The organism is Pseudoalteromonas sp. XMcav11-Q (assembly GCF_040104525.1).
Lineage (GTDB): Bacteria > Pseudomonadota > Gammaproteobacteria > Enterobacterales > Alteromonadaceae > Pseudoalteromonas.
Map to the genome: position 1 here is coordinate 129,994 of NZ_JBECOX010000007.1, position 19,133 is coordinate 149,126.

Annotated in this window: 16 protein-coding genes; 4 read left to right on the forward strand and 12 right to left on the reverse strand. The window is 43.8% G+C overall.

Annotated elements, in window-relative coordinates:
- Window positions 1-9 precede the first annotated feature (9 nt).
- Window positions 10-1,575, reverse strand: coding sequence for an NAD(P)-binding domain-containing protein (locus ABMY45_RS13120; RefSeq protein WP_102057804.1), 1,566 nt, complete (start codon window positions 1,573-1,575; stop codon window positions 10-12).
- A 237-nt stretch (window positions 1,576-1,812) separates the two neighbouring features.
- Here ABMY45_RS13120 and ABMY45_RS13125 point away from each other — a divergent pair, with 237 nt between their 5' ends.
- Window positions 1,813-2,331 (forward strand): hypothetical protein, encoded by a 519-nt coding sequence (locus ABMY45_RS13125; protein ID WP_010606990.1) that lies wholly within the window; start codon window positions 1,813-1,815, stop codon window positions 2,329-2,331.
- Between the two features lie 49 nt (window positions 2,332-2,380).
- On the opposite strand, the gene ABMY45_RS13130 is transcribed toward ABMY45_RS13125, so the two are convergent.
- The 6 genes from ABMY45_RS13130 to ABMY45_RS13155 all read right to left on the reverse strand — a co-directional run bounded on the left by ABMY45_RS13130 (window position 2,381) and on the right by ABMY45_RS13155 (window position 11,773).
- Window positions 2,381-2,554 carry a hypothetical protein gene (locus ABMY45_RS13130; protein WP_017218574.1) on the reverse strand — a complete coding sequence of 58 codons (174 nt, stop codon included), beginning with the start codon at window positions 2,552-2,554 and terminating at the stop codon, window positions 2,381-2,383.
- A 228-nt stretch (window positions 2,555-2,782) separates the two neighbouring features.
- Window positions 2,783-5,329 carry a family 20 glycosylhydrolase gene (locus ABMY45_RS13135; RefSeq protein WP_349288973.1) on the reverse strand — a complete coding sequence of 849 codons (2,547 nt, stop codon included), beginning with the start codon at window positions 5,327-5,329 and terminating at the stop codon, window positions 2,783-2,785.
- The gene (locus tag ABMY45_RS13140) at window positions 5,319-6,194 is read right to left on the reverse strand and encodes an ROK family protein (RefSeq protein WP_239421880.1); all 876 of its coding nucleotides are present in this window, start codon (window positions 6,192-6,194) and stop codon (window positions 5,319-5,321) included. The genes ABMY45_RS13135 and ABMY45_RS13140 overlap by 11 nt, the downstream gene beginning before the upstream one ends.
- Window positions 6,195-6,200: 6 nt before the next feature.
- On the reverse strand, window positions 6,201-7,466 hold the full coding sequence (locus ABMY45_RS13145; RefSeq protein WP_222241903.1) for an MFS transporter: 1,266 nt from the start codon (window positions 7,464-7,466) through the stop codon (window positions 6,201-6,203).
- A 106-nt stretch (window positions 7,467-7,572) separates the two neighbouring features.
- Window positions 7,573-9,060 carry a tryptophan halogenase family protein gene (locus ABMY45_RS13150; protein ID WP_349288974.1) on the reverse strand — a complete coding sequence of 496 codons (1,488 nt, stop codon included), beginning with the start codon at window positions 9,058-9,060 and terminating at the stop codon, window positions 7,573-7,575.
- A 58-nt stretch (window positions 9,061-9,118) separates the two neighbouring features.
- Window positions 9,119-11,773, reverse strand: a complete 2,655-nt coding sequence (locus ABMY45_RS13155) for a TonB-dependent receptor (RefSeq protein ID WP_174170165.1) — start codon at window positions 11,771-11,773, stop codon at window positions 9,119-9,121.
- Window positions 11,774-12,057: 284 nt separating this feature from the next.
- On the opposite strand from ABMY45_RS13155, the gene ABMY45_RS13160 reads away from it, so the two are divergent.
- The 3 genes from ABMY45_RS13160 to thpR all read left to right on the forward strand — a co-directional run bounded on the left by ABMY45_RS13160 (window position 12,058) and on the right by thpR (window position 14,356).
- Complete coding sequence (locus ABMY45_RS13160; protein WP_010377630.1) at window positions 12,058-12,924, forward strand: AraC family transcriptional regulator; 867 nt, start codon at window positions 12,058-12,060, stop codon at window positions 12,922-12,924.
- Between the two features lie 170 nt (window positions 12,925-13,094).
- Window positions 13,095-13,817 (forward strand): helix-turn-helix domain-containing protein, encoded by a 723-nt coding sequence (locus tag ABMY45_RS13165; RefSeq protein WP_010606983.1) that lies wholly within the window; start codon window positions 13,095-13,097, stop codon window positions 13,815-13,817.
- A 20-nt stretch (window positions 13,818-13,837) separates the two neighbouring features.
- Entirely contained in the window at window positions 13,838-14,356 is a 519-nt protein-coding gene (thpR, locus tag ABMY45_RS13170) for an RNA 2',3'-cyclic phosphodiesterase (RefSeq protein ID WP_174170166.1), read from the forward strand.
- Window positions 14,357-14,591: 235 nt separating this feature from the next.
- Here the strand turns inward: thpR and ABMY45_RS13175 are convergent, their stop codons facing one another.
- The 5 genes from ABMY45_RS13175 to ABMY45_RS13195 form a co-directional block, all read right to left on the reverse strand.
- Window positions 14,592-14,879, reverse strand: coding sequence for a hypothetical protein (locus tag ABMY45_RS13175; protein WP_174170167.1), 288 nt, complete (start codon window positions 14,877-14,879; stop codon window positions 14,592-14,594).
- A gap of 421 nt (window positions 14,880-15,300) precedes the next feature.
- A complete protein-coding gene (locus tag ABMY45_RS13180) occupies window positions 15,301-15,957 on the reverse strand; it encodes a hypothetical protein (protein WP_174170168.1) in 657 nt (218 codons plus the stop codon).
- A complete protein-coding gene (locus ABMY45_RS13185; protein ID WP_174170169.1) occupies window positions 15,921-16,667 on the reverse strand; it encodes a hypothetical protein in 747 nt (248 codons plus the stop codon). The genes ABMY45_RS13180 and ABMY45_RS13185 overlap by 37 nt, the downstream gene beginning before the upstream one ends.
- Window positions 16,668-16,690: 23 nt before the next feature.
- Window positions 16,691-17,977, reverse strand: coding sequence for a LysM peptidoglycan-binding domain-containing protein (locus ABMY45_RS13190; RefSeq protein ID WP_174170170.1), 1,287 nt, complete (start codon window positions 17,975-17,977; stop codon window positions 16,691-16,693).
- 230 nt (window positions 17,978-18,207) lie between these two features.
- Window positions 18,208-19,071, reverse strand: coding sequence for a LytTR family DNA-binding domain-containing protein (locus ABMY45_RS13195; RefSeq protein WP_174170171.1), 864 nt, complete (start codon window positions 19,069-19,071; stop codon window positions 18,208-18,210).
- Window positions 19,072-19,133: the final 62 nt, after the last annotated feature.

Here is a 19,133-nt window from a genome sequence, read left to right on the forward strand (position 1 = left end):
ATTTATGAGCTATGCTGATGCTTTATTTTGCATTTTTTCACCAGCAAGCTGTGGCAGTACTCGCTCAATGAATTGTTGAAGTGGTTTAACGTGCGCTTCTATGTCAGTCCAATCCGCTTCTAAGTCCTCAATAATATGATGAGTTTCTATCACCTCACCTTGATAGCAAAGTTCAATGATGGGGTGTAAGAATTTACTTAATTCCGCGTCAGTCGCGTTGTCTTTATGCACCCGAACCTGGTTGAACGGGTCACCTTCAATTGGCGCACCAAAGTCTAATGCTATCTGCAAATGATAGTGATCACCTAGGTGAGCATGGAGGTATGGGCTCGGTAGGTGCTTGTAATACTGCGCCATACCGGTCTCAGATACTGTGACGGCATCCACCATAAAGCCATGTTGCTGCCATAGCGCGCTAGTCTCATTGATACGGCTGAGGATTGCGCTGCTAATTGCTTCTGGTGTGCCAAGGTGTTGATCGCATGCAAGCGCGGTATCGTGATGTTTTTGCTTTAACATCTCGACTAAAGCGCGGCTATTGTATCTAAAACCATGAATAAAGCCTGAAGTTGACTTACGATATTTGGTGGATTGAGTGAGTGTGCCTGCAAAGTAAAGACCTTTCACATTAATGGATTCAAAGCTGCAATCTAGAGACGGGAAGCGGCCCTCAATCATTAAATCGGGTTTTGCGCTATCGGCAAAAACGCTGCTATCCATGGCAAACCCTGTACAACAAATGATCTCGTCATACTCTATGGTTTCTTGCTCTCCATTTGCGTGGGCATAACTAAAGTGCACGATAAAGCGGTCGTCTCGTTTCTCAATTAACTTAATGTCGGCGTCTAAGATAGCATTTTGAGATTTAAGCTGATAAGTATCTAAAATATTATTGTTTACGGCACGTAGGTCGCCAACATAGTGCGTCTTCCATGCCATATCTAAAGGATTTGGACTACAAACATGGATTAGACTTGTAGCAGGAATAAGGTGATCAGCCGTTTCGAAAGCGGAGTTTCCTTTACCGAGAATAAGTACGCGCTTGTTTGCAAACGGGGCCAAATCAATATTTAAGTCAGAGTATTGCGTCACTAACTCAATTCCCTCGATCTTTGGAATATAAGGTTTAGGGACGCCTGTACTAACGATAACGCGAGACGCTTCATATTGATCATTACTTGTTGTAGTTACTACAAAGTGCCCAGCAATTTTTTCGATGGACTTAACATGTTGGTTATAAGCAACATTTAGCTGATTTTGGTCGACATAATGATTGAGATATTTGACTAAATTATCTGCACTTGGGAAAAAGTTTTGGTCAAAGCTTGAAAAGTTTAGGCTGTAGTCATCAGTTAAAATTGAGTTCCAGTCGTGTCGTAAGTTGAACTCAGGGTTTGTCGAACCAGTATATACTTTATTAATTGAAATCAGTTTTCGGTGAATTGGGAATGTTTCGAAAAAACATCCTGCGCGCTGGCCTGACTCCAACATAAGGTAGGACAAGTCATTTTGTTTTAGATGATAAGCAGTTTGGACTCCCGCAGGGCCTGCGCCAATAATAAGATAATCAAGCATGTTCGTTGTTCCTTGTTGGTGTTGGTGCTGCAACAACTACTCTAGACAGGGTAAGGTTCCCCGCTTTCCCTATTGCAGTTATGATATTAATTTGTTGTGTAATTGTTGTTTTAAAATGTGTATTAATTGTGTATTTGCAATGTTTTTTTACCAATGGTGGGATGACTGGTTCACCTTAAGTACGCAACCTGTGCATGAAGATTTATACTGACTGAGACACAATCAACGGAAATAAAAATGATGAAAAAATTCGGGCTCGCCATATTGGTGGTATTCAGCACGCTATCTTGGGCTAATGAAAAATTAAATGAAGAACTCTCGGTGTTTACACCTTATCTCGGTACTTGGCAATCGGACTTTGATGTAGCTACAGGTAAACCAAAGATGCAGGATGTGAGTCACTGGGAGCGGGCTTTAAATGGCACGGCTGTTCGTACCTTACATTCAATCAACGATGGCATGTACGGCGGAGAGTCATTAATTTTCTGGGATAAAAGTAAAAACAGTCTAGTATTTTACTATTTTACGACGGCAGGGTTTTACACCCAAGGAACGATGGAAGTCCTGAGCCAGACCGAGTTTGTGGCATACGAAGATGTCATTAATAACAAAGATGGCATTACAAAGGTGAAATCAACCAGTAAATTTGAGAGTGGTCAATTTACGGTGTCGACACAATATTTGAAAAACGGCGAGTGGACTCAACCTGAGTCGCGTGTTTACACGAAAAGTGAGAAAGAGGTTAAATTTAAGTAAGCCTTAAAGTGCCTCCAATGAGGCACTGAACTGTGATATTTACTCTTGATTAGTAAATATCAGGGCAAGTGTGGCGACCACACGTATTGGCAACACAATGCGTTAGCCTGTCTTGGCTGAAGCGAAGCGCGCCGCCTGCAACTTGTGGAGTCATTACTGCAGGTACTGTTTGTTTGTCAGCAGATAGGGCTTTGATTTTCTTTTTGTTTAACGATAATTTCATTTCAGTATTCCTTCTAAACTAGATGCTCAGATTGAGCTACAAAAGTGGATTAACGCGAACTAATTTGTTTCGATTTTTTCGAACAAAAAAGAAACACAATTGCCAAGCTAAAACATATTGCTTACTTTTTCAACATTTTGCTTTCGAATGATTATGTGATGGGATATTTGGCAACAATGAAAACGCCAAGTACCTAATAAAGTACTCAGCGTTAAAAACCAGTTAGGCCTACTTTTTGTCTAAACTTAGCGATCTTCCCTTGCGCTCGGAGCCTAACCGAGCTGCCCTAAGTGCAAGTACGTTGCTTAGTGAGGTATTGAAGGTCACCCAATTGCCGTTTTCAAGCTGTGCTTCGATAACAAAACCCGGAATGGCGGTAAAAGCGTCGAGCTTTGCTCCAGATAGCTGTTTTGCGGCGACGACGGGAATGCGAAATTCAATTCCGGCTTGTGCTAATTTAGGTAGCTCTTGATGGCCCAAAATAGCCACGAATCGTTGCCAATCAGCCTCACGTTGCGCTTGTAACTTAGCCGTAAAATATCCGCTAGACTGGCTGTATATACGACCGGCTTGGTAGGGTAATTCCCACTCGGCATGGTGCCATGCACGCTCTGCAAGGGCCAATAGCCTTGGATAAAGCATGTATTCGGCTTGTGCATCACTGCGCAGCATTTCACTCCATAAGTGCCCTTGGAGCCCGGCAAACTTAACCCCTTTGTTTAGTGATGAGTCGCTGTCGTTGGCTATGTAGGCGTGGTTATTGGTATTTTTCCAGATCTCTGCATGCGCTGGGAGGTTGTCTGGCATAAATTCAAACATCTTTTTGCTTTCGATAGCACGGCTTGCCCAGTGATTACCACGCTCCTCTGGGTGAGATTGATATGGAAAGTCAAAGTAGGTTACATCAGGGCTAGACAAGACCACCTGCCAGCCCTGATTGGCGAAGCGATGCGCGACCGCGTGCCCGTTTTCGCTTAATGTCGCCCAAGCATTGCTCTGTACGTTTGCTGGCATATTGGCAGCACGTACATCACCTAAACCGTCGCTCCACCCTGCAACCTGTATTCCTTTTTTATCAAGTAACTTTGCGATCCGTTCAATGAAGTAACCGTTAAAGTTGGTAAAATCTTTCACGCTTGCCTGCAATTTTTTACAAGCCGGCGACTCTAGCCAAGCACCTGCGGTTTCATCTGCACCTATATGGTAAGTGTTGAGTGGTACACCTGCACGGTCATGCAGCACTTTTACTTCGCTTAATACTTTGTCGATAAAAGTATAAGTGTTTGCAATACAGACATTTAGCGTGTTGTCGTTATAATGTTGAATAGAGCTGTAACGCGTCTTGTCAGCAGCTTCTACTAATCGATATTGCTGTGCATCCTCTGGTTTGCCTTGTGCCATCAGCTTTTTATATCGCGCCTCCATGGCGATGATTGCAGCGCGTGAGTGACCAGGCATATCTAATGAGGGTAACACCTCGATATGATGCGCCTTGGCATAGCGCAGGATCTCAATATAATCTTCTGCAGAGTAAAAGCCATTCACTTGCGCGTTTTTATCATTCCCAGCGCCTAATTGCGGCAATAGGCAGCGAGTTTCGGTCAAATCAAAGCAGCGATAAGCACCGACCGAGGTGAGTTCATCAAGACCGTCTATGGCTAAGCGCCAGCCTTCATCATCCGCTAAATGAAGGTGCAATTTATTTAGCTTATACGCCGCCATCTGTTCAATGGTTTGTAAAATAAAGGCTTTGGAGCGGAAGTTGCGGGCAACATCGACGTGTAAACCACGAAAGTCATACCTTGGTGTATCAATAATATCCACCATGGGAATACTCAAATCATTAATATCCAGCAGTCCAGCAAGGCTTTGTAGTGCATAAAATGCAGCGGCGCCGTTATTGGCTTGGATTGAGATATTATTTTCGGCGACTGTCAGTTGATAATGTGGACTTGATTGCTTATTTGGCTTTACAGCGACATTAACTACAAGCCCGTCCTTGGTGCTTTTTACCCCAAGGGTATTGAGTCGCTGTTGTGCCATGGCGATAGCATCAGCTGAAATACCTGAAAGTTGCAGATTAATTCCGGCTGCTAGATTGAGTCGTTTATCGGACAGCACTGTCAGTTGTTTAGGTTTTGGTATCAGCCCAATTGCAGCATCAAGTGTTGGCTTCATTTGATGTTGATATAAGTATTCACTGCCCATCCACGGCGTGTCATCCTTACTGCTGGTTTGCAGCTGGTTGAGCGTATTAAATGGCGTCAGATAAAGTTGTAGCTCAAGTCCTGTGTCTTTATCGCGCTGGGTTTGCGTGCTTTTGATCACTTGTGGGGTGAGCTTAAGCTGCGCGTCCGTTACAACATAATTTGGCATAAATTCCGAGCGCGTAACCTGAGAATCCTTGGTATAAAAGCGCACGGTAGTGGGGGCACTTGAAAACCCACTAAACCCTGCTGCAGGCGTGATTTTGTGAATATCACCATTGATATGGGTGATGGCAAAGTTATCGCCCTCAACATGGTAAATCGGCATCAGTTGGCTAAAAAAGATAGCAAAGTCATTATTTGCCTTGGTATTTTCTTTAGCTACGCTAAAACTCAGCTCTGAGTAATAACACTTTTGCTGTGCCTTGGGGCAGGTGATCGGCTTGCTATCAAGCAAGGTGTACTTTACATCAAGATTTTGGCCTAACCAGTTTACAGCGGTTTGGTCGAGTGCATAAAGGGGTGACGACACCCCAAAAAGTAGGGCCATAAGCCGATTAAACTTCATTGGCTAGTTCCTTGTTATCATGGTTAATTTTATTGTGTTGAAACAATCCGTATGCCCCTAAAAGTGGCGCGTGATTTAAGGTGCTTGGAATGACACGAACGGATTGATATAGAGCATTGCCAAGCAACTGCTGCATCTTGGCTTCAAGTGCAGCGTTAAAATAGTCATATGAATGCGTCACGGAGCCGCCAAGTACAATGACATCTGGATTCAGCACCATGACTATTTGCGCGAGTGCATGACCAACATGACTGCCAAAAGTTTCAAATTGTTGTAGTGCAAATGGGTCGCCACTGCGTGCTTGTTCGGCCAACCACCTCCCTTCAATTCCTTGTCGCCCAAAGAACTGTCCTGAAGCATAATCTTCAATAATTCCATCAAGATAGCTTAAATTTCCTAGCTCTCCTGCAGCACTATGGTTACCCGTATATAAATTACCGTTAAACACAAAACCGGCACCAATGCCTGTGCCAAGGCATACGCCAATTAGGTTGTTGGCATGGTGGCCACCATATAAGTATTCACCAAATGCAAAGCAGTTTGCGTCATTATGGACAACAACGGGCAATGAAAAGTGGCGTTCTAACAACCGTTTCAGAGGCACATTTTGCCAATGAGGAATATTTTGTGTTGTCAGCACGGTGCCGCTGCACACATCCAGTGTGCTTGGTACGCCAATCGAAATACCAGTTGTTTCGGTCGTTAGGTTTTCTTCGATTAAACGAATAACAAAGGCATTAACTTGGTCTAAGTTGGCCTGACTAGGCACCGCATACTGGCGTACCTGTTCGACCTGAGTGTGGGCAACCGAAGCCACAAGCGCTTTGGTGCCACCCAAGTCAATACATAACAAAGAGTGATTCATCGTAATTTAACTATTTTCATTTAGAGGTTGAGACAGCGTCTTTTGACTATTGCCAAAAGTTTTATTTTTAATCAAAGGATTAGCCCATACACCAACACTTAGAATATAGCTAAGTGGCAGTAGTAACAGTAGGGCAGCAAGTTGTAAGTTGTTACTCAATTCAGCCGCAAAACCTATGATGGGAGACATAAAAGCACCGCCAATGATCCCGGTACATAAAATCCCTGTGATTGCGCCATGGCCGGTTTTGAATGAATTTAATGCCAGAGCAAAGATGACCGACCACATAATAGAGAGGAAAAATCCCACAATTGGAAAAGCAATAAGCGCCACCGTAGTGCTACCGAATAACGCACTTAGGAGCGCGATAGCGGCGCCGGAGCTGAATAAAATCAAAAGCTTTTGCGCATCAATGAGTTTAAGTAGTGCCAGTCCAAGTAAACAGCCTAAGGTTAGGCATAACCAGAATTCGCTCACCACTTTTGCGCCTTCGGTGGCTGGGTCTAGGCCATGATATTGCTGCAAAAACACGGAAATAAGGTTAGCGACGCCTTGTTCTAGCGCAACATAAGCGGCGATAGCGGCAAAAAATTTCAATACGGTTCTATCTTTAAAAAAACCGATGCTTTGTGACCAGCTCAGCTGCTGCTTTTTCTGCTCCGGTACCGCGTTAAATGGTGTAAATTGCGAGAGTAATAGCATCACGACGCTTAGGATAGCGAATACCGCATAGATACTTAGCCAGGTTTTATCTGCAGGGATAACACCAGACAGCGCTCCGCCAAATCCCTCTGCGGTGGTGACTTGAGACTGTAGTTTGCTATACACCAGAGGCGCGAGTGTTGCGGCAGCACCAAACATCAACTGCGCAAACACCGAAAGCACGGCAAAGTGTTCTGAACCACCGCTAGCGCGTAATAGTGGATTGATAGCCACTTGCAGTAGTGCCATGGCACAGCCGAGCATAAACAACGCTACCATGGCAATGGCAAACGTTGGCATTAGCACAAAGGTCGTTGCGCCAATTGCAGCAAGGGTAAATGCGAGCTGCATAACGGTTTTTTCTCCAAAACGCTGAACTAGCAGTCCCGCTGGAATAGACATCACACCGTAAGCGATAAAAAAGGCGAACGGGAAAAACCCCGCAAGCGTTAGACCTATGCTGTAACTTTCTATTAATGCTGGAAAAATCGCGCCTAAAATATTGGTGATAAAGGACACCGTAAAAAAGGTTGCCAATACTAAGGCAATCACTAGGTAGCTTTTTTTCATGTTGTATTTCCACCTTCATTAGAGAGCGGGTGATGGCGTGGCGATCTCGCTTGTGGGCAGACAAACAAAAAGATCAAGGGGAATCTCACCACCACCCGCAATTGGTTTATGCACGGAACGCTTGTGCTCGCTGTAATTGTTCCAGTGCTGTTGTATGGGCAGTAAAATGCTCATCACTAAGCTTCGTAAGATAGGCCTTGGCCGCCTGTTCGATATGCTGTGGCGCTTGTTCAAAGGGCATTTGGCAGGCGCTATCGCGATGATCCATGCCGCCAAGTAAGCAATACCAACTGGGACGAATATAGGGTGAGTGCATCCTGTGTTGGTTGAGCCAAGCATCAAAATCACCACCGCTACGCCAGTGTGTGAGCAGCTCATCGAGCTCGTTTAAGCTCAGAGCTGCGACTTTTGCATCTTGCCAATACGGTGAATCTGCGCGTTTGCTGGTGGCGTAATGTGCCAGTACATACTCTTTAATACCGAGCACCAGATCCGACAGTTGTTGATTGATGGCTAGTGTCTCGAGCTGTTGCGAAAGCAGCTTATTCAATAACTCAATGCTATAACCTGTGACCATCAGCGCGGTGGCTTCGAGTGGTTCAATAAAGCTCTGCGCGAGGCCAATAGCAAACACATTGCCTTCAATACTGCGCGCCATCATGCCCACTTTCATGGTGAGATGTTTGGCTTGTCCTTTATCGAGTTGCGCGGCTTGACGCAGTTGAGCCTCAGCCTCTTCGGGAGTGGTATGTGCGCTGCTGTACACGTAACCATATCCGGTTCTGCCTTGTAGCGGGATCTGCCAGCGCCAGCCGCACGGCATCGCGATAGCAGAAGTGCTTGAAGGTAGCGGGTTTATTTTAGCGCCGGCAATCGCGACAGCTGAATCATTGAGTAACTGATCTGCAAAGGAAATAAAGGGCACTTCGAGCGTTTTCTCTATCAGTAGGGCGTTAAACCCTGAGGCATCGACGTAAAAATCGCTTTTCACCTGCTCACCTGACTCAAGTGTCAGTGCAATAATTTCTTTGGCATGATGCTGTACGCTACTCACCGTACTTTGAATATGCTTTACGCCTCGCGCTAGGCTAAATGCCCTTAACCAATCCGCAAGTTTTTGCGCATCAAAGTGATAGCCGTACTCAAGCGCCCTTGGTAATGGACACTGTGGCAGAGGTGCTTGTTGCTTGTCGGCCAGCACTGCAGCTAAGAAGTAATGTTCGGGTTTATCTATATATTCGCTACCACGACGTCTGGCATTGGCGTTGACAAAGTAGACTTCCGCTGTTTTTACATCCATTTCAGAGAAGAAGGGATGGAAATAGCCGCCATTGTCGCCATTCCAGTTATCAAAATAGATCCCGGTTTTATAGCTTGCTTGGCATGCGGGCATCCAATCGCGCTCTTTCACACCAAGGCTTTGCATAAAAAGCTGCAAATGTGGCGTTGAGCCTTCGCCAACGCCAATTCTGCCAATACTCGATGACTCAATCACCGTGACCGATAAATTGGGTTGATGCTTAGCAAGGTAGGCTGCGCACATCCAACCGGCGGTACCGCCACCAAGGATGGTGAGTGACTGTATTGTTTTCATAGGCAAATGAGTTTTCATAGGCAAATGACCCCAGCCGCAAGCGACTGGGGCTCCGAGGTTAGAACTTATAGCTGACGCCAAGGTAATAACGCGTACCAAATTCAATGGTGTTCTGCGTTAAGTTGTAGTTGGTGTCGTAAGATTGAATAACCTCATTGGTCAGGTTTACACCCTCTAAGCTGACATCCAGATTTTCCATTGCATGCCACACCAAAGATGCATCCCATTGTTGGTAGCTATCGTTGCGCACCGCTTGTGCTGCACCGACGCCAATCCATTCACTACGCCAGTTATAAGCGATACGTGCACTGAACTGCTCGTTTTCGAAAAATAGCGAGCCGTTAAATGAGTTTTCAGATACTCCCGGCACCATTTCTTTTGCATTATCTGGTGTGGTGGTTTCACTATCCACGTAGGTGTAGTTAGTAATAAAGCCAAAGCCATTATCAAAGCTATGTTGAAGCTGCAGTTCTATCCCTGTTACGTCACCGTCTCCGTTACTACGTGGGCGTGTGACTCGGCATTGATCATACTTAGAAGGGTCGGTACCGCATCCGTCTACATATTCAATCGCTTCGGTAGAAAAGACAACGTTGTCAATTTTCTTCACAAAAACGGCTGCTGAGAGCAAGGAAGCTTCGGTAAAGTAATATTCAACGCCAATATCTGCTTGATCTGCTTCATAAGGTTTAAGGTTCGGGTTACCACCGGAGGCAGAACCAAAGTTGGCATCGATCGCTAGGCCTGGTTTTAAGTCGTTGTAGTTAACTCGAGACATAACGCTAGAGGCGGCCGCACGGATGATAATATCGTCGCTGTAGTCATAAGCGAAGTTGATGCTCGGTAGCCAGTTGTCGTAGTCAACCGTTTCATCGAAAACCGTGTTATCAACATAGCCGCTGGACTGCTGTTCTGTATCCACATAGCGTAAGCCGATATTACCGCGGAAGTTTTCACCGCTGAAGTCACTTTGCACATAGATAGCGAGCATATCTTCTTCGACATTGTAGGTTTTACCAAAATCTTGCTGCTCGATTAATTCACCCGCCTCATACTTGCCAGTGATAAAATCCCACCACTTATCTTCATCGAGCTTGGCGTATGAATTAAGAATATGTCCGCCCGTTTGCGAATGAAGATTGGTAAAAATACCATCACTCCAGTTAGCTAAGCTATTACCATCAGGGACAAAACCAACAACATCCGCTGGGTTTCTTTGGAGTGCGATACGTGAAAATTCGTTTTTGTTTACTTTCACACCCGCTTTGATGTTCTTGAAGTAATCGTGTTCTAACATCCACTTGATATCGGCTTGTGCATAACTTACTTCATGCTCTTGAACCGTAGTTTGGAAGTTTGATTCATGAGCAAATTTGAGCTGTGAGGCATCGGTTGGGTCTAACGAATCAAACCAAATTTGATAAGGGCCTGTGGCATCGTAAGTAAAGCCACCATCAGTACTATTTTGACCATTAGGGAAGGCTGGATCGCCAATTTTGTCACCTTCATCCGTTGCTGGGATCCACCAACTTGAGGAACCAAACTGTGTACCTCCATCAGATGTAGATCGACCAATAACACCGCTTACCTCGAAAGTATCACCGACGTATTTACCACTGAAGTTTAAGACATCGACTTCCATATTTACGGCGTTACGAACAGTAGGGTTGTATATAATGTTCGCGTAAGCTGGCAAAATACGCGCACGCTGCGTACCGCCCGCTGCGTTGTTTTGTACATCAACAGCACCTGCACCACGGGCACTTACGGTAAGGAAGTTATGGTTTACATGTGGATTGTCAAACTCAAAGCGAAAGTAGTCTACTGTAAACTCGGTGTTATCGCTTGGCGCAAATTGCGCCGTGAGTTGCGCGCTGGTGCGCTCGCGCTCAGCTCTAAATGCTTGTGAGCCGATTGCCCAAGCGCCCACTGTAGATGCTTGTCCCGTATCTTGATCCGCCGCAAAATATTCATAGTAGCCACCAATGGACTCAATAACGTGACGGCCTGAAGTCAGGTTCTCAACAGAATATGCTGCGAGCACACCAAATTTTTCATCGTCACTCTTCCAACTACCTAAAAACGATCCGCTTAAGTCATTTTCATCATACAAGGTAGAGCGGCCCATTTCTGCCGACACCATGTAAGTGTGTGCATCTAAGTCCAGTGGTTTACGCGTGACAAGATTCACTGTACCACCCAGCGCACCTTCTTCAAGGTTTGCTTCAGGCGTTTTGTAGACGTTCACTGCCGAAACTTGCTCTGCTGATAACAGCTCCATGTTAAAAGTACGTGTCGATGGACCTAAATCATACCAATCGGTACTGGCAACGGATTGGCCATTTAATAGAATGCGCGATTGCTCGGGCGCGGTACCACGGATAGTAACACCACTTACTTCACCATATTTACGGTCGACCGTGACCCCTGAAATACGCTGTAGCGCATCACCAATGTTTTTGTCGGGAAACTTACCAATATCTTCCGAGGTGATAGCATCAACAATACCATCTGCAAAGCGCTTGGTGTTCATTGAAGCTTCAAGCGAGCGGCGAATGCCTCTTACTTCAATCACTTCGACTTTTTCTGTTGCGCTTTGTTCTTCGGCTAATGCTGATGGTGCAGCGGTGAGTAAAAGGGGTGATAAGGTACTTGCTGTCACGATGGCGGCAAGTTTATTCAATTTAAATTGCTTCAACTTAGTTGTTTTCATTGTTCTGCCCATTGTTCCTATTTGTTGTTGGCAGAAGCTAGGGTATCGCCTTGGGTGTTTTTTAAGCGGTATATTTCTATCTACTAATGATACTTTTCACGCTTAAATGAGAGTAATTTGACAAAAATACTTCACTGCACTTCAGGCTGTCGCTATATTTCGATAGATTAATATTGGTTGGTGATTGAATTTGCATGATATGCAACTAGGTGTAACGAGTAGTTGTTTTAAAATTTATAACATGCAGATTTTAAATAAGTTTATTAATGTAAAAGGAAATTGCTATGCGCGCGATGTACGAGAAAGTACTGCCATCTCCTGGATGTTCATGGCGTTATTGCCTGTATCAGTTGCCCGAAATTCCCTTTAATTGGCACTATCATCCGGAATATGAAATCTGTTTGACGCTCAACAGTGTCGGTGTATGTCATGTGGGTGACCATATTGCCCCTTACGAAGACTTAGATTTGGTGATCCTAGGTCCTGACTTACCACATACTTGGCAGTCAAAGCCGAATCCGGATCACTCAGCTCATGTTGTCCATGTTGCACAAATACCCGCGCACTGGTTGGAGTCTTTAGTGGCTCAGCATCCTGAATTACATGGTTTATCTGAGTTGCTAAATGCAGCGCGCCGTGGCGTCAAATTTCCTGTGGAAGTCGCGAGGCAAGCGAAAAAGTGGTTTGAGCAAATCGCGGATGCCGAGCCGTTAATGCGCTTTGTGCTTTTGCTCGAAATGTTAACGCGGATGACGACATCAAACTATCAACATTTAGCCAGTAGCGGCTTTCGCTTTGACGCCCGCCATGATCCCGCGAAAGACAAGTTCGACCGGGTTATTGCCTATATCTATGATAATTACACCGACAAATTAAGCGCCGATGAGCTTGCACAACAAGTGCACATGAGCACCAATCACTTTCACCGTTTCTTTAAAAAGCGTACGGAGCGTACTGTGACGGAATTTATCAATCAGCTGCGTATTGCCAAGGCCTGTAAACTATTAATTAGCTCTGCCTCTCCCATTAGTGTGATATCGGATCAATGTGGTTTTAATAATATTTCTAATTTTAATCGTCGTTTTCAAGCGTTGAAGGCGTGTACGCCCAGTGAGTTTCGTGCACGGCTGCACCAAAAGGCATTGTATTGATCTGGACGTGAGCCTGTTTATGCGCTTTTTAATCAAAACTTCAATTCAAACCGTGAATATTTCGTAATGCTATGATATTCATGCTTATTCCTAAATATTCAACTTGGTATTTATCAAGGAATTGCCAAGAATGTGCCGGGTCGCAACAACAATAAACGAGGATGACCGTGATGACACTAGGACACTTTATAAAACAGATCCGTACACAAAAAGGCTTGAGCCAACCCCAGTTAGCGGAGCAAATGTGTGTTGAGCAAAGCTATTTATCTAAACTAGAAAACGACAAATCCGTGCCTTCTAACGAGGTATTTAGAAAGTTACTAACGGCGCTGAATTTATCCTTAGATGAGTGTATGCAAACCCTTTCAACACAAGGGAAGCGTGAAGAATTAAGCCAAATTCCAGATATAGAGTATTGGTATAAGCAGCATCAACAATCAAAACAAAAGCAATATAAGCAACTTGCGATATTAGCTATTTTGCTAGTGTCTCTCGGTGTTGGGTTATTTTGGAGTGGCTACAAACAGATATTTTTTAGTGAAAAACTGTTTGAATATGAATCTCAGGGGGTATTGCAAGCTGGTGAACCCGTCGAACTATATAGAAAATGGCGCTTTCTCCTTGTCCCTCATAGTAGGAATAGCGATATTGAATTTGTGGAGCAAGTTAAGCTTGCCATGGCGAAACGTTTAGATAAAAAAACGGTATTTTTTTCAGACTATAAAGGGAGCGCTTATACCGAATCAGTAACCGATGGTAGAAGGCATTATCGTTTTCAAGGCCCTAAATTTAGTGAGCGTGTAGAAAACGCCTGGCTGCAATTTATTGGCTTATTGTGTCTCTCCGCTGGGGTTATGCTAACTTTAGTAGGTAAGCGGTTAGTTAAACCTTAGATTATCAATATAGGTGTAAGATGCAAAAACGATTATTTTTTGGTATTGGCATGGATGACGACACTCGAGCGCATATTGGCCAATGGCTGGTGGATAGTGTGAGCGCGAGTAAAGCCAATACTCAGCCGAATAATTGGCATCTTACACTGGCGTTTCTTGCTATGGTGGAGGAGTCACAAGTAGCTGAGCTTTGTGATTTTGCGAGTGCTCTATCGGTGCCTAAATTTACACTCACCTTTGGTGACTATGGCTACTGGCAGCACAATGGCATTTTTTACTTAAAGCCCGAACACAAACCACAAGCTTTGCTTGATTTAGCCAATCCATTGCGTGCTTTTGGAGAAAAATGCGACCTCTATCACAACCCGCATCCATTCTCACCACATATCACGCTATTTCGAAATTGTAAGCCAGAACCTAGTGTTACGAAGCCCATTACGCCTTTCTCGCTGATGGTAAAGAAGTTCTACTTATACCACTCTCACCGCAATGAAAATGGCCTGATTTATGAGCCAATAGCGTCTTTCTTCTTGAGCTGAAATGTCTATTTTGAATGCTTTTTCCAAATAGAATAGAGTGTACTGCTAAGTAAACAGCTAAATAGCAAGACAAAGATATAATTTGGCACGCCGTTATAAAGATATAACGAGAGGTTAGTTGCTAATAATAGTAATAATGCAATGTACTTCATTCAGTTTAGTTCCTATATTCTTCAAAGCTTTATTGAGAACTAATGTTTGATACATCCCCTGTTATGCCCGTTTGTAGCAGGCCTTAGCTTTTCTTAGAGTAAAAGGGTTCGAGTAGATAACAGGCTAATCCATAGGCGCAGCCGAATCCGATAGCAACAATTGGTAGCATTTGTATTTCACTAGCACCAAGCCAACTGCCAAAAATAAACACCAATGACACAACAGAAACTAGGCATATTGTTATCTTTGCGAGCACAATTAAAATATGCTGTTTTAAAGGTAAGTCGCACTTTTCCTTCCATCTCTCTTGAAGTACTACGTAAATAAAAACGAAAAACACAGGTAACAGAGACTCAATAAACTCAAACATGATTTCGTGTCCTACTAAGTAGGTCAGATCCAGAACACGGAGCTGACCGATAGGTGAAGCGTATTTATTGTAAAGCTTCTTCGCTAATCCACCCAAAGCTGCGCCAACTAGAAAGGCAGCTACAAATCCAGCGCCATTAACTTGGTCTGTTACCAGGCTATAACTGTATCTGTAGCGACTAGAGCGTCATGACAGAGAGGTCTTGCTGGAAATACAAGAGGTGTAGTTATGACTGCCATCCGTATTCGCCAGAGACTCACTCAATAAACCAACATATCCTAGATGCGACTTGGTCAAGTTAGCATAAAAACTCACAAGTTCAAAAACCAAGAAAATAAAATTTATTCAATAATATTAGTGCATTATGTTTATATGTTATAGAGGGATAACAACTCAGTTTGCCAATCGTTATAATTGTTTGTTAGCTATGTAGCCAACGCTTTAGCTTTTTAACCAAAGTTTCAAACCAAGTCAGTTGATAGCGTTTGTATTTCTCGCACTTGAGGAATAGCTTTTTGGTGGCTTCGTTTCGTGCTGGGCTAATATGTAGACGGCTACACTCTTTACTTGCGTTGTGCCAATCTTGTGCGCTGACGGCTTTAATTAAATTAGGAAAGGCCAAAAATAACTTACTGGTACCAAGGTTATAAGCCATATCCAATAGCGCAATCTTAGCGGGCGTCGGTAATAGCTGATAAGGAATGCTGCCAGTTTCTTGCTTGGCAAGAAAATGAATGAGGTACTGTTCAAATTCTTTGATTTGCTCTATAAGACATTTTTTAGACGCTTTTGGTGGCAAGGTAAGCTCGGTATATTGCGCATACCAAGAAGCTTTATAGCCGCTGGGTTTTCCCTTAATGTTACGGTATTCATCGCGCTTTTGTTGTAGGGTGGCAGAGCGTTTGGAGCGCCTATCTCGCATCGGTAATTGGCAGAATTGTTCAACACTTTGCATATGAAAACCAACACCAATCGTCGGATTGGCATTCACATCTAGGTACAAATGTAGTACCTCGCCCTCAAATTGCAACAGATGCTGTATTACTCGTTGGTAGAATTTATCGGTGTCGTTGAACAACTAGGTACCTCAGTGATCACTGCTTTTTCATTCGTGGTATAGCACTGTTTTAGTATAGAACAGTAGCAGGCCTCTGCCTTAAAAACCGACTTATGGGCATCAATTTTGTCCCATAATCCACGATTAAAATTGCTTTTTGGCATGGTAAAAATGTTGAAAGTGTCGCCATCTGCCAGCAAAATCTTTTGTGGCGCACTGGAAACATACCAGCCAAACTTTTTTAGATAATTGATATTCGATTCTTCATTTTGAGCATCACTAAGCGCTGCTTGATAGGCGTTAAGGTTGCAACAAGCGTCCATCAGTTCGGTAACATCAAAGTAATTTTCGCCATCAAACTCGTACTTAATGTAGTGGATTATGGCAGGTCCGGTTCCTGAATTGCGAATATCGACTCTAATCGTTGCTTGAGTGGAGTCTAAATCAAAGTTGCTATAGCTGAATTGTAGCCATGGCCAGGTTTCAGTTTTTAGCTGCTTTTCGGCTGCGGAAACTTGCTCCTGAGCAGCCTTTGCTTGCAGGTAGGTGGCGTAAAACGACGCTGCGGAAATAAACATCGCACACAGGGCTAAAATGGTGTTCATTTTAGAGCGAGAGAGTTTAAATGTCCCTCTCGCTTGTCTTGAATTATGTGGAGATGGGTTTAGGCGCTCAGTGCGTTTCTCTTCGGTCAAATCTTCAGAGTGTGAGTTATTATTATGTTCTGACATATTTATCCAACTGATATTACGCCCTAGGGCGACAGAAATACGAGTAACGTATCGCCAATTTTCAGTCTATCTGTCGAAAGCTGATTCCATTGCTTTAGCTTAGCGACACTGACATTAAATTGTTTCGCAATGCGCCATAAACTATCGCCGTGTTTGATCTGATAGTCCAGTTGTTTGTCTGCCAAAATGGGCAAAATTAGCTTTTTTCCTGCACGAATACGGTCACTCTTTAATTGATTAAAGGCTTTTAATTCGGCGACAGTTAGCGAGTAGCGCTTTGCAATGGTGCTAAGAGAGTCTCCACGTCGAATAGTATAATGTTGCCATGTATCCGCGGGCATTTTTGGTAAGTGTGTGAGCATGGTTTGCCACTCTGACACGCGCGCTGTAGGGATGACAATATGCTCAGGGCCGCCGAGTAATGCAGGAAAACGTGCATAGCCTGGATTTAATACCTCGACTTCTTTCCAACCTTTAAGATCAGATAAAATAGCTTGTTGTTCGAGTTTAATAACGCTGATTAACGAACGATTAGGGATCTTAGGAAACTTCATTAAGTCATGCTTTAGCAGTTGTGATGCCGCAAGTAGCTTTGGTACGTAGTGACTTGTTTGGCGCGGTAGCTTCAAATGGAAAAAGTCAGTTGGTTTACCTGCTTTTTTATTTCGTTCAATGGCTGCAAGCACTCTACCTTCACCTGTGTTATAGGCGGCAATGGCATGATACCAATCACCATCAAAACGTTTGTGGAGGTATTGCAAAAAGTCCAATGCGACACGGGTCGAGTCTACGATATCTTGGCGGCCGTCATACCAAGCGTTGATCTTGGCATCATAATGTTTTGCAATCAGCGGTGTGAGTTGCCACAAACCCGAAGCATGCTTGTGAGAGTAGGCTTGGGTATTAAAGTCGCTTTCAATTAGCGGCATCAATGCAAGCTCTATTGGCATATCGCGCTTTTCGACTTCTTCTACTAAGTAATAAAGTAGCGGCGCTGCACGTTCACTGATGGTATCCATATAGTTTGGATGCCTGAGATACCAATCAATCCGTTGTTTTACACGCTTATCGTCGGAATCGGCAAAGCTGAGCTGATCTTTAATGCGGAGCCATAAATCATCAGTTGCGAGCGGATCATATGGTGTTTTAACCACCGTTTTAGCTTCGTTTTTAACTGTTTCTCTTGGCTTATTTACACCAGTTTGCACGGAGTTATCTGGCGTTGGTTCATCCTGTTGAGGTTGCTGTATTTGGCTACAGCCATTTAGGAGCAGGATTGCTGCGAGTAATGGAGTGATGAGGTTTTTCATAGAGCCTTTTTTATTATCCTTTTATTATGCAGTCCAATGAGGCATCTGAACCGCATAAGATTGTATATAAATTCGGTGCAAATGCAAAAATAGGCACCTTACCTGTTGCGGCTGTGTAGTGTAGAGCGATGAAATGGATACAAAATGAACTTTAGCGTTACAGCATTTATCATTGATTAATGGGATTAACGCAATAACACGCGATTGCTCACTGATCGTGTATTGCCCATTTATTCAAGGCCTAGTTGGTGCTTAAATTGTGTTTTATAGGTTCGCGAGAGCGTTAATACTTTCCCACTTTGCAATGCGATTTCACTGTCACCGCTGGCGAGCGGCGTAATACTCACCACTTTAGACACATTAATAGCAAAAGAGCGATGAATACGCACGAAGCCAACGGGGTCTAAGCGCTGACATAAAGTAGCAAGCGTTGAGCGTAGCGGATAAATGCGGCCATTTACGTGTAGATTGACGTAATTTCCAGACGACTGTAACCACTCAACCTCTTCAACTTTAACGATAAATTCTTTACCAAGCTTACGTACCAATAAGTGATGAATAGGTTTGTGGAGTGTTTCACCTTCATCGCTTTCTTGTTTTATCGGAGATGCTTCACCAAGCATATGGGAGACACTAAATTGATAACCTTTTATGAGTGCAATAAAGAACACCAAACTCCATGCATCTTTTTGATATTCATAGATAAGTTCAAACCAAGAAAGGTGGAAGTTGTAATCTAGTTGCAAACTAAAATAAATCGTTTCACGTAATAACACCATGATGCCAACATGGCCAAAACAAAATAACAGTGAGGCCATAAAAAAGCTAAAAGCGACGTTAACAGGTTTATGCCACTGCCAAGGAAATGCGTTTAAATACCAAGATATGACAGGAATTAAGGCTAGACTGGCAGCTGCACTGGTATATTCCCACACGAAAGGTTCCCACAGCGCAAAATCTAGCAGCGCATCTCGCTTGGCATCCATGATCAGAGTAATGGCATTTAAGGTGTTATTAATCGCCAGAAAGAGGGCGAGTAATGCCATTGCCATCAAAGGGTGGTATTGCTGAATAAAGGTACGTGAAAACATCATGGTTTGAGTTTTTCTTTTACTCTAGCAACTGGACGCAAAGCGGTCACTTATTTTATCCCTCT

Excerpts from the sequence above, each read along its gene's own strand:
- ABMY45_RS13120 (WP_102057804.1), bottom strand. The coding sequence starts at position 1,575 with ATGCTTGATTATCTTATTATTGGCGCAGGCCCTGCGGGAGTCCAAACT.
- ABMY45_RS13125 (WP_010606990.1), top strand. The coding sequence starts at position 1,813 with ATGATGAAAAAATTCGGGCTCGCCATATTGGTGGTATTCAGCACGCTA.
- ABMY45_RS13130 (WP_017218574.1), bottom strand. The coding sequence starts at position 2,554 with ATGAAATTATCGTTAAACAAAAAGAAAATCAAAGCCCTATCTGCTGAC.
- ABMY45_RS13135 (WP_349288973.1), bottom strand. The coding sequence starts at position 5,329 with ATGAAGTTTAATCGGCTTATGGCCCTACTTTTTGGGGTGTCGTCACCC.
- ABMY45_RS13140 (WP_239421880.1), bottom strand. The coding sequence starts at position 6,194 with ATGAATCACTCTTTGTTATGTATTGACTTGGGTGGCACCAAAGCGCTT.
- ABMY45_RS13145 (WP_222241903.1), bottom strand. The coding sequence starts at position 7,466 with ATGAAAAAAAGCTACCTAGTGATTGCCTTAGTATTGGCAACCTTTTTT.
- ABMY45_RS13150 (WP_349288974.1), bottom strand. The coding sequence starts at position 9,060 with ATGAAAACAATACAGTCACTCACCATCCTTGGTGGCGGTACCGCCGGT.
- ABMY45_RS13155 (WP_174170165.1), bottom strand. The coding sequence starts at position 11,773 with ATGAAAACAACTAAGTTGAAGCAATTTAAATTGAATAAACTTGCCGCC.
- ABMY45_RS13160 (WP_010377630.1), top strand. The coding sequence starts at position 12,058 with ATGCGCGCGATGTACGAGAAAGTACTGCCATCTCCTGGATGTTCATGG.
- ABMY45_RS13165 (WP_010606983.1), top strand. The coding sequence starts at position 13,095 with ATGACACTAGGACACTTTATAAAACAGATCCGTACACAAAAAGGCTTG.
- thpR (WP_174170166.1), top strand. The coding sequence starts at position 13,838 with ATGCAAAAACGATTATTTTTTGGTATTGGCATGGATGACGACACTCGA.
- ABMY45_RS13175 (WP_174170167.1), bottom strand. The coding sequence starts at position 14,879 with ATGTTTGAGTTTATTGAGTCTCTGTTACCTGTGTTTTTCGTTTTTATT.
- ABMY45_RS13185 (WP_174170169.1), bottom strand. The coding sequence starts at position 16,667 with ATGTCAGAACATAATAATAACTCACACTCTGAAGATTTGACCGAAGAG.
- ABMY45_RS13190 (WP_174170170.1), bottom strand. The coding sequence starts at position 17,977 with ATGAAAAACCTCATCACTCCATTACTCGCAGCAATCCTGCTCCTAAAT.
- ABMY45_RS13195 (WP_174170171.1), bottom strand. The coding sequence starts at position 19,071 with ATGATGTTTTCACGTACCTTTATTCAGCAATACCACCCTTTGATGGCA.